Source organism: Dyella sp. (assembly GCF_036746095.1).
In the GTDB taxonomy this organism is placed as follows: Bacteria; Pseudomonadota; Gammaproteobacteria; order Xanthomonadales; family Rhodanobacteraceae; genus Dyella_B.
Map to the genome: position 1 here is coordinate 3,599 of NZ_DAIOEU010000109.1, position 1,769 is coordinate 5,367.

The window sequence follows — 1,769 nt, forward strand, 5'->3', positions numbered from 1 at the left end:
GCTGGCCGCAAGCCACTGGCTCTGGCGGGCTTGCTGTTCGTCTTCCTGATGGTGGTGGGCGCTGCGCTCTGTGCGATTCTGGTGTGAATCGGTCCCGGCAACGGATAGCTGGGGAGCGTTGGTGCGGCCGACGGGACTCGAACCCGTAAGCCCGGAAAGGCGGCAGATTTTAAGTCTGCTGAGTCTACCAATTTCTCCACGGCCGCACGGCAAGCCCGGTATTGTGGTGGCTTCGACCGCAGGAAGCAAGCCGGATACAACACCTGCCATTTGTGATCCCGCTGTTACCGCCAGTAACAATGTCGATACCGCCGTTTCACCTGCAATTCCGTGACCTCGTACAATAGTGAGCATCAGGAATCCTCCTAACTCGTAGAGGCACGATCATGAAACGTTGGTTGTTCGCAGCATTCGGTGTGGCCGCCGCGCTGGCGTCTGGCGCTGCAATGGCGCGTGTGAACGTCGACGTGGCGATCGGTGTTCCGGGCGTCGTGGTGGGCGGTCCCGCCTACTATCCGCCGGCACCGGCCTACTATGCACCGCCTCCCGCGGTGGTTGTGGCTCCGGCTCCGGTTTATTACGGCCCGCCGCCGGTAGTTGTTCGCCCTGCACCGGTGTACTACGGCGCGCCACGCTACTACGGTGGTGGCCCCCGTTATTACTATGGCCCGGGTTGGCGTGGGCACGGTGGCTACTACGGTCATGGCCACGGCCACGGTCATCACCACTAAGCGGGTACCGTAAGCGAGTCATTGAAAGCTGTTTGTCAGAAAAAGCCCCGATCTGGGGCTTTTTCTTTTGCCGCGCGTTGCGTTGCGCTCATCAAGGCCGGAATTCTTTCGTACCCGGTGGTGGAAGATTGCGCGTGTTGGTTCCCCTTGAAATTCATCGCTCAAAGTTTTTGATGCGTCCAGTCAAGCGATCTGGATATTGACCTAGGGGTTTCCCCCTAAACTGCCTCACGTGACGCCGCTCCCACAGCAACGCCTCCTGCAATTGCATCCTGATGGCGCGGCGCCCGTCGTCAAACAGAACAAGGGGATTCACATGGCATTCAAACAACGTCTTGCGGCCATCGCAGCAATTGGTGCGCTCGCCGCGCTCTCGGCGTCGGCATTCGCCGCGCCGGTAAAAAACGATATCTATAGCGGTGGCCAGCGAGCTACCGATACGCGCGACGTCTATACCGACGGCGCACGCATTGGCAACCGTGACGTTTATACGGACGGTGCACGCGTCACGGGACAGCGCGACGTGTATTCGGATGGGGCGCGTGTCACCGATCGCCGCGATTCGTTCACCGACGGGGCCTGATTCCGGATCAGGCAGGCCATAACGCAAAACGGAAGGCCCGCAGCGATGCGGGCCTTTTTGCATTGGGACGCTGTGCATCAGAGCAGGGTGGAAGATGAGCGTCAAGCCGCTCGCAGGTGAAGCAGTTTCAACTTCGCGGGGCCGGTATTGCGCCATTTTGCCTGGGTTGAGCGCGATATACTGCAGCCTCAACCCTGAACGATGGAGAGAGGTATGCAGCAAAAAACCGTACTGACGGCTGATGACGTGAAAAAGGTGCTGGTCGCCGCCGAGGCCGAGGCCAAGGCCAACAACTGGGCTGTCACGATTGTTGTCGTCGACGACGGTGGTCATCCGCTCGGCTCGATTCGCCTGGATGGCGTGGCGCCGATCTCGGCCTACATCGCCACGGAAAAGGCTCGCACGGCGTCGCTGGGCCGTCGCGAATCGAAGATCTACGAAGACATGATCAACAA

At 60.0% G+C, this 1,769-nt stretch carries 3 protein-coding genes and 1 tRNA gene; 3 read left to right on the forward strand and 1 reads right to left on the reverse strand.

Annotated features, from left to right (window positions below; all coding sequences use genetic code 11):
• Window positions 1-119 precede the first annotated feature (119 nt).
• Window positions 120-206: transfer RNA gene (locus tag V7M64_RS22055), tRNA-Leu, on the reverse strand.
• Between the two features lie 180 nt (window positions 207-386).
• Here V7M64_RS22055 and V7M64_RS22060 point away from each other — a divergent pair.
• The 3 genes from V7M64_RS22060 to V7M64_RS22070 form a co-directional block, all read left to right on the forward strand.
• Window positions 387-731, forward strand: a complete 345-nt coding sequence (locus tag V7M64_RS22060) for a hypothetical protein (protein WP_333682291.1) — start codon at window positions 387-389, stop codon at window positions 729-731.
• A 316-nt stretch (window positions 732-1,047) separates the two neighbouring features.
• Window positions 1,048-1,314: a hypothetical protein gene (locus V7M64_RS22065; protein ID WP_333682293.1), complete on the forward strand. Its 267-nt coding sequence runs from the start codon at window positions 1,048-1,050 to the stop codon at window positions 1,312-1,314.
• A 213-nt stretch (window positions 1,315-1,527) separates the two neighbouring features.
• Window positions 1,528-1,769 (forward strand): heme-binding protein (locus V7M64_RS22070; protein ID WP_333682295.1); only part of this gene is annotated, 242 nt, incomplete at its 3' end.

Coding starts and splice junctions, on each gene's coding strand:
- V7M64_RS22060 (WP_333682291.1), top strand. CDS start 387: ATGAAACGTTGGTTGTTCGCAGCATTCGGTGTGGCCGCCGCGCTGGCG.
- V7M64_RS22065 (WP_333682293.1), top strand. CDS start 1,048: ATGGCATTCAAACAACGTCTTGCGGCCATCGCAGCAATTGGTGCGCTC.